Origin of the sequence: Sphingobium sp. WCS2017Hpa-17, assembly GCF_031843765.1 — a bacterium.
Taxonomy (GTDB): Bacteria; Pseudomonadota; Alphaproteobacteria; order Sphingomonadales; family Sphingomonadaceae; genus Sphingobium.
This window is the reverse complement of the sequence record NZ_JAVTIV010000047.1, coordinates 1-7,256: the sequence shown is the minus strand read 5'-3', so window position 1 is coordinate 7,256 and position 7,256 is coordinate 1. Positions and strand designations below refer to the sequence as shown.

The window sequence follows — 7,256 nt, the reverse complement described above, 5'->3', positions numbered from 1 at the left end:
TCCAAAACCAACATCCCGATCTCGCCGCCTGAAAATCCAGGCAGCTGTTTAAACCATCGAAATGAGGGGGCCCTTTTGGACGCCGATCACCCCGCTAACGGGGTCCTTTTTGCACGCCGATCCACAGTCATGCGGTGACGAGAGCCGCCTTGCGGCTAGCTCCGCATGTTTTTGTCCGTCCTGGCGAATTGCGCCATGCAGAATGGTTGGAGATCGATTTCGACAAGGCGTTATGGTCGATCCCGGCGGAAAAAATGAAGATGCGGCGCCCACATCGCGTCCCCCTATCGCGGCAATCTCTTGCCATCCTGTCTTCCATCAGGGAGGTTACCGGGACGGGTAAGTATGTGTTTCCCGGCTTCCAGTCCATAAAGCGGCCCATGTCCGAAAATGCGCTGAACGGCGCTCTTCGACGATTGGGCTATTCAGGCGATGAAATGACGAGTCACGGCTTTCGAGCCATGGCGAGCACATTGCTCAATGAGATGGGCAAGTGGCATCCCGATGCAATCGAACGTCAGTTGGCGCACGCTGAGGCGGATGCGGTTAGGCGCGCTTATGCGCGCGGAGAATATTGGGATGAGCGAGTAGCGATGATGCAGGCTTGGTCGGACTATCTGGATGGCGCTGCCAGAAGTTAGGGAAGTATCACCGCTATGGTTGAGTGCCGAGGAAGCCTGAATATTTGCCCGGAAGCATGGAATGAGCGGGAAAAGATGATGCGATATCGGAGCGACTGTTCTGCCTGTTCCGGGCGGCTGGAAGTGTAAGTGAGGCGAGGTTCGGACGGCATTATCGAGACAGGCGTGAGAGCCAGTGCTGAATCGCATATGCGATTCAGCCTATAATCGGCACTGTCGCGAAATGGCTCGCTAAACGTCGATGTTGCCATCTGGCACTCTTTTCATATATAGTGCCAAATGGAGGCGCTAAATGAACATGTTGCAACCTATTGAAACGGTCCCAGCTCCATTCCGCCCTGAGCCTGTCACGCAAGATGAAGGCCGCGCGATGTTTCGTGCGGCCCTCAACCTGTTCTCCAAGTGGGGTGTCACGGACGAGCAGGCTGCCATGCTGACCGACATGCCGTTGCGCAGCTTCCGTCGCTGGAAAGCCGAAGGGGCGGGCCGCATCTCGCGCGATGGGCTCGCCCGGCTCTCCAACCTTATGGGTATCCATAAGGCGTTGCGCATCATCTTTCAGGAGCCGCAGCGCGGCTATGACTGGATCAAGGCGCCCAATACTGCCTTCGAGGGGACGAGTGCTCTGGCAGTCATGCTAGGCGGCGAATTGACCGACATCATGCGGGTGCGGCGCTATCTGGACGCGGAGCGTGGCGGCTGGTGACGGGAATAGCGGCGCCACCGGTCAGCAGGGTCGAATGGGAGGGCGCGGTCAGGATCATCCGCAGTGTCTATCCTCCCATCGATCTGTTCGAGGACATTGCGGACCCTGCCGACTGGCCTCTCCTCATTTCCGCCGAGCAGAAGACGAACCCGCGCATCATGACGTCGGTCGGCAATATCGACCTCATCCCACCCGCGCGCCGAGTCGGTGGTCCTGGGGCCTCCTATCTCATGGCGTCGTTCACCCATGTCAGTCCTGATCGACCGAGCCGATTCTCTGCCGGCCATTATGGCGTGCTCTACGTCGCGCGCAGCTATGAGACCGCACTGTTCGAGACCATACATCATCATGCGCGCTTCATGGCCCGAACGGCCGAGCCTGCCGGATGGACGTCGCAGTTTCGGGAGATCACCCTGAGGGTAGATGCCAATTTGCATGACCTCACAGCGGATGCGGCCGGATTTGGTCCCTGCCTCGATCCCGATCGCTATGAGGCGGCGCAACTGCTCGCCGCGACGCTGCGCAGTTCAGGCTCGGACGGCGTTGCCTATCCAAGCGTCCGGCAGCCCGGTGGCGAGTGCGTCGCGCTTTTCTATCCGGACTGTGCGTCCAGCCCCGTTCAGGGTCGGCATCTCGACTATCACTGGGACGGCGAACGGATCGATCTCGTTCGGGATGCGGGCAGCGGCGCTGTGTTCAGGGTGATAGAGACATCATGACGAGAGCCGCCGACAGATGAACGGAGCTCCAGACGATCGCCACGCGCAGGCTGCCCGACTGCTTGGCACACATCCGGATTATCGGGTGCAGCGGCGGCTGACCCCCGTGACGCACTTTCATGCAGCCAGTCCAGAGGGCTCAACGCGCATCGGCGTTGCGATCGATGTGGAGACGACCGGCCTTGATCGCGAAACCGATCGCATCATCGAGTTGGCGATCCAGCGGTTCCGATTCGATGAGCGAGGGCGCATCATACAGGTCGGAATGCCGCGAGTCTGGCGCGAGGATCCTGGCATGCCGATCGATCCTAAAATCACCAGCCTGACCGGTCTCACCGATGCGGACGTTGCCGAGCAGCAGATCGACGAATCAGTGGCTGTGGATATTCTCTCCTCCGCCGACATCATCGTGGCGCACAACGCGGCTTTCGACAGACCGTTCGTGGATCGTCGGCTGCCTGCCATCGCAGGCAAGCCATGGGCCTGCTCGATGGCAGAGCTGGATTGGTTTGAACTTGGGTTTGAGGGGCGGGCGCTCGCTCATCTCGTTTCGCAATGCGGCTGGTTCTACGAAGGGCACAGAGCCGAAAACGACATCCTGGCTCTTTTGTATCTCCTTTCCCATGGCCTGCCGGACGGAGAGACGATCCTGGCAAAGATGATCGCCTGCTCGGAACAGCAGACCTATCGGGTAAATGCCATCGAGGCGCCTTTCGATGCCAAGGACCGGCTGAAATCGCGCGGATATCGTTGGGACGCCACCATGCGCTTCTGGTGGAGAAGCATCAGTGAACAGGACCGCGACGCTGAACGCGCTTGGCTGCAGAGCGACGTCTATGGCGGGTATGGGGAACCCGCCTTCCTGCCCATCACCGCTTGTGAACGGCATCGCTGAAGCTGCCGATCGTCAGTAGCAACGGCAACTCCCGTTCGAAACCCCAGCATCCGGATCAGGCCAGCTAGACCCTGAGTCCGCCTGCTATCATGCCGCCCAGCGATCCAGTTCGGGAAACAGAGGGACCGCGGGCGGCAGGCCGGGCTCAACAACATTTGCGTCGAACGTACCGATAGTCAGCCATTCGACGCGCCACTCGACCCGAACGGCATTGCCGTCGAACCGGACGATGCCAGCGCCGTCGCGCGCCACCTCCCAACGGCACCGCATGGCTTCATCATAACAGCCCATGAGCAACGTGCCATCGCTCAAACCCACCAGAAACCGCTCGTCGTCGTCATAGGGCACAGCCAGCACGGTCTCGACATCGCCGGTAACCTGCAGGCGGACACTATCTGGAATTGGGGTGATCGAAACGCACATCGCAAAATCCCTCTTTCCTACACAAGAACATATAGTGAACATATCGAGCAGGAAAGGAGTCGGCAATGGTGATAATCGACGGATCATTTCTTCTTGGGATAGCCGCAGTGCTGACCAGCATCGCGACCTTGTGGCGTAGCGTGAAAGATCGGAGATGAGGTTTGGGGAGCGGTCCGGTCGCGCTTTTCAGCGAGGCAATCGGGCCGTCCCTGGTGCGGGTAGTCTCATTTGGCGCGCCTGTTGCCGAACGATGCTGGGGTCAGGGCAACCGCTTCGTCATCGACGCGTTCGACGGATCAAAGGAGAACATATATGACGCATCGGCCTTCAGTCCCTCCGGGCAGTACCGCGCCCTATCCCGCCCATCCAGCGCCGCATGCCGAGAGCATCCAGGCAGATGAACCTGCGACCGATTCGGGCGAAGGAGAACAGGACACCAAGCTATCGGGTTCTTCAAAAATCCTGGGCGCTGCTGTCGGGATCGGGTCGGCCGCTATCGTCGCAGCGCTTCTCTACGCACGGCAGCGGCGGACCTGAGGGCAGCGGATGTCGGGTTGGCTGGCGCCGCCGCGCTGGTCAGGCCATTTGATCAGATTTATTATCGAGCAGCAGTCGTTCGCCCTGTTGTTGAACGATAGCTTTGATCGGTCCTGACATGAGGCTGAGCATCGCGGGCAGTTGAAGGGTGACACGCAGGCGGGCGTCTTCCGCATCGACCGTGCAGGGGACTTCGACGCCCATGGTCGCGACGGTCAGAGACAATTGATCTTGGCTAGGCCAGCTGTGGGTGACGGTGGCAGCGCCCCCCGGAATATGGGAAGCCAGTTTGCCTATGCCTGCTGCCATGCGGCGCCTTGCTTCGTCACGGCCAAGATTGTGGGGAATGTCGATGATCGTTGGTGCTGCCATGATTGCTCGAATAGCCTCCGGCTTGATGGTTCCGTCTAATCTCACGGCTGCTGAACACCGTTGCGCGCCATATGGCTGATTTGAGAAATCGAGCGCATCGCCGGGCAGGTTGAGAATCGTCGTTCTTCCGCGCATGGATAGGTCATCGATCATGGACCCTGATCGTCACGAGGTACCGTACAAGCGCTGACGCTTTGTCTAATTCGGCCAAGACGCGGCTCATTCAATTGTGCCCGTCCCTTTCCGATTCAGCAGGTGCAATGCGATAGGGTCCAGATCGTGCAGACATGCTGGTACCTTTCCAACTCAGGTGAATTAGTCCTTCGGTCAGCAAGGTATCGACCATGGCATGAACAAGGGGCATGGCCTCTCGCCAGTTGTGCTTACTTGCAATCGCGCGAGCGACTTCACTCGGACAAATTGTCGCTCCCGGTTTTCGTGCAACCATAAGGGTATTGAGTGCCTCACGGGCATCTGTTGCACTCATTGCGTTTGCTACCGCGTGCGCTTCGGCCTGTCGTCATGGGATCCGGTTTTGCTGGTGGCTGCCAGTCGGGCAATGGCACCATCCTCTGTTGGCTGGTGCCCAAGCCCATGGCTCCCGGTTTGGGACGTTCCAAGCCCGAGACATCTGCCTTCAAGGCGTCTTCGACAGTCGCGCCGCCGCGTATGAGGCTTATCATATCCCGACAGCGCCGGGCTTCTTCAAAGTCCAGGGCAGCAGCGGCGGCTTCCATTCGCTGGATAAGGCTTGCGATCGTATCCTGCATATAGGACCAACGCATATGCGTCGAATTGGGAGCAATTTGCCGCCTACGAAACATTGGTTCGTCGCGCATATGTCGCGAAAGCAGCTTTTGCTCAGGAAAGCCTTACCGGCGTCCTGAATTCATAGGGTCAGGTCGAGATAGACTCATATCGCTCCACCGAAGCCCTCAGGCGGCCATCCTATGCAACTGATCGATAAGCTCTCCGCTGACCTCGTCTGTATGGACGTTGAAGCCGATCAGCTGCACTGATCCAAAGGCTGTAGTCAAAGCGGTGTCTGCCGCGTCGCGGCCACATGCCATGAGAATGCGACCGATCCGGGGCACTCTATGTCGCGCGTCGAAACTGTGCCATTCACCACTCAGATACACCTCGAACCAGGCGTGAAAATCCATGGGAATGGGCACCGGCTCTATGCCGATGTCGCCGAGATAGCCGCTACAATAACGTGCCGGAATATTCATACACCTGCACAATGCGACAGCCAGATGCGCGAAATCCCGGCATACGCCGACACGCTCCTGATAGGCTTCATAGGCGGTACGCGTGGGTCGGGCATATTGATAACCGTAGGTAAGATGCTGGTGGACGAAATCCACGATCGCCTGCACTCTTTGCCAGCCGGCGGGGAAATGCCCGAATAGCCCCCACGCGATGTTCGAAAGATGCTCGGTATCGCAGTATCGACTGCTGAATAGATACATCAGCACATCGGTAGGGAGTTCCGTTACCTCGTGCTGGATAGCCAGAGGCGACTGACGGTCGGTGACGCCCTCATCCTCTATTACGAAATCGCAGGAAAGCGTTGTGACACCAGGCGGCATGATCATGCGCGAGCAGAAATTGCCGAATGTGTCGTGATAATGATCCATGGAGACGCCACGATCCGTAGAGATGGCCTGACCGGTCCTTAGATCGCTGAGGCGTTCGGGCCGGATGTTAAGCATCGCGATCATGGGTGTGGGGGCGAAGGCCCGCAGTGTTAGGTCGTAGCCGGCACGAATCAACATGGATAAACTCCGGGCGCCAGTCCACTGACTGGCAACGAGGGGAACGCCATGTCGGAATGCTTTGTGCAGGCGTTCGCTCCAAAGAAATCGTCCTAATCTCAATCAAGAATATGGACGGGTGCCGATCGGCACCCTGAATTTCTTCGCGCCATTCTTGCGTAAGTAGCAGAATATATGGGGTGAAAGTCCTGATACGCGTCGATCAGTACATCGCCAGCATCCTATTTTATGCCCCTTCAGATGTTCAGGTCTGACCCAAACAAGGAAAAGTGCAGATACAGATCGACGGCATGAAGGCACCTATTGAAGGATTTGCAATCCAGCCAGCCATTCACGACCTATCGGACTGGCGAGATGAAAGCGGCGGCTCCTCGACCATAGTGTCCGTCACATCCCCAACATTGGCGGCGATTACAGCGAAGGGATCGACTGGCATGGAAAAGGCGACGCCACAGAGTCGATCATTTCTCCATCGGATTTCGCCGTTCACGTCCAGATTTTTCGCCTTGAGCGAAAGCTTGCAGCCTGGCCAAAGATCATTTTGAGCCTCAAGCATCGCTCCGCCCGCCGAGATATCTCCAACAACAACCACCCTGCTCCCGGTGTCCAAAGTGAGCGTGGCACTGAAGGACGTGGCGAACCGCGCATCGCGACGTCGGTCCGCTTTGCGCATTCGTTCATATAGCGATGGTAGCATGGTCTGCACTCTCGAACGGAGGGGCGTCCCGACGCCATCACCTGAGTAGGAGCAATTCCTGGGTCAAGAATTGAGACGATGGATATGCGTGCATGAGCCCGAACGCGTTACAGCTTGAACCCTGCCAGTGACCAAATGGTTAACCCGAGACATAACACCGTATATTGCCCGTCGAACCCATCATGGACCTTGGCGTTGTCCCGCGATTTTTTGCAGCCTGACTACCCCGGAAGCAGATCAGCAGTTTTTTGATGGCGCCTTGCAAGACCGACCAATCCAGCCCGCGCGCTGTCACTGGGTTGCCAGCTCGCTGCAGTTAGGTTTCGGACGCTGCCAGCCGATAACTTGCGTGATATTCAACCTAGAGCGGATTTCGACCGTTATGAATCGGCAAGGGTTTCCAAGAGCGTGATTTTATGATTCAGAATCCCTGTTGGTGGAGGAGGCCAGCATGGATGGGTCAGCCTTTGTCTATGGATTTGCGCTCG

10 protein-coding genes and 1 pseudogene are annotated in these 7,256 nt (G+C 58.0%); 5 read left to right on the top strand and 6 right to left on the bottom strand.

Going from position 1 to position 7,256, the window contains the following annotated elements; all coding sequences use genetic code 11:
* Positions 1-128: 128 nt before the first annotated feature.
* From RQH62_RS24655 to RQH62_RS24640, 4 genes and pseudogenes are all read left to right on the top strand, one after another.
* Positions 129-641 (top strand): annotated as a pseudogene (locus tag RQH62_RS24655) (tyrosine-type recombinase/integrase); the annotation flags it as partial.
* Between the two features lie 292 nt (positions 642-933).
* A complete protein-coding gene (locus tag RQH62_RS24650; RefSeq protein ID WP_311271295.1) occupies positions 934-1,347 on the top strand; it encodes an MbcA/ParS/Xre antitoxin family protein in 414 nt (137 codons plus the stop codon).
* Positions 1,344-2,066, top strand: coding sequence for an RES family NAD+ phosphorylase (locus RQH62_RS24645; RefSeq protein WP_311271294.1), 723 nt, complete (start codon positions 1,344-1,346; stop codon positions 2,064-2,066). The genes RQH62_RS24650 and RQH62_RS24645 overlap by 4 nt, the downstream gene beginning before the upstream one ends.
* A 16-nt stretch (positions 2,067-2,082) precedes the next feature.
* Complete coding sequence (locus RQH62_RS24640; protein ID WP_311271293.1) at positions 2,083-2,961, top strand: 3'-5' exonuclease; 879 nt, start codon at positions 2,083-2,085, stop codon at positions 2,959-2,961.
* An 87-nt stretch (positions 2,962-3,048) separates the two neighbouring features.
* Here RQH62_RS24640 and RQH62_RS24635 read toward each other — a convergent pair whose 3' ends face one another.
* On the bottom strand, positions 3,049-3,384 hold the full coding sequence (locus RQH62_RS24635) for a hypothetical protein (RefSeq protein ID WP_311271292.1): 336 nt from the start codon (positions 3,382-3,384) through the stop codon (positions 3,049-3,051).
* Positions 3,385-3,696: 312 nt separating this feature from the next.
* Between RQH62_RS24635 and RQH62_RS24630 the strand changes: the two genes are divergently transcribed.
* The gene (locus RQH62_RS24630) at positions 3,697-3,921 is read left to right on the top strand and encodes a hypothetical protein (protein ID WP_311271291.1); all 225 of its coding nucleotides are present in this window, start codon (positions 3,697-3,699) and stop codon (positions 3,919-3,921) included.
* Between the two features lie 39 nt (positions 3,922-3,960).
* On the opposite strand, the gene RQH62_RS24625 is transcribed toward RQH62_RS24630, so the two are convergent.
* The 5 genes from RQH62_RS24625 to RQH62_RS25020 form a co-directional block, all read right to left on the bottom strand.
* Positions 3,961-4,446, bottom strand: coding sequence for a polyhydroxyalkanoic acid system family protein (locus RQH62_RS24625; protein ID WP_311271290.1), 486 nt, complete (start codon positions 4,444-4,446; stop codon positions 3,961-3,963).
* A gap of 70 nt (positions 4,447-4,516) precedes the next feature.
* On the bottom strand, positions 4,517-4,780 hold the full coding sequence (locus RQH62_RS24620) for a DUF3253 domain-containing protein (RefSeq protein ID WP_311271289.1): 264 nt from the start codon (positions 4,778-4,780) through the stop codon (positions 4,517-4,519).
* Positions 4,758-5,063 (bottom strand): UvrB/UvrC motif-containing protein, encoded by a 306-nt coding sequence (locus RQH62_RS24615; protein ID WP_311271288.1) that lies wholly within the window; start codon positions 5,061-5,063, stop codon positions 4,758-4,760. The genes RQH62_RS24620 and RQH62_RS24615 overlap by 23 nt, the downstream gene beginning before the upstream one ends.
* A 165-nt stretch (positions 5,064-5,228) precedes the next feature.
* Complete coding sequence (locus RQH62_RS24610; protein ID WP_311271287.1) at positions 5,229-6,071, bottom strand: transglutaminase family protein; 843 nt, start codon at positions 6,069-6,071, stop codon at positions 5,229-5,231.
* Positions 6,072-6,402: 331 nt separating this feature from the next.
* On the bottom strand, positions 6,403-6,744 hold the full coding sequence (locus RQH62_RS25020) for a PilZ domain-containing protein (protein WP_405053597.1): 342 nt from the start codon (positions 6,742-6,744) through the stop codon (positions 6,403-6,405).
* Positions 6,745-7,256: the final 512 nt, after the last annotated feature.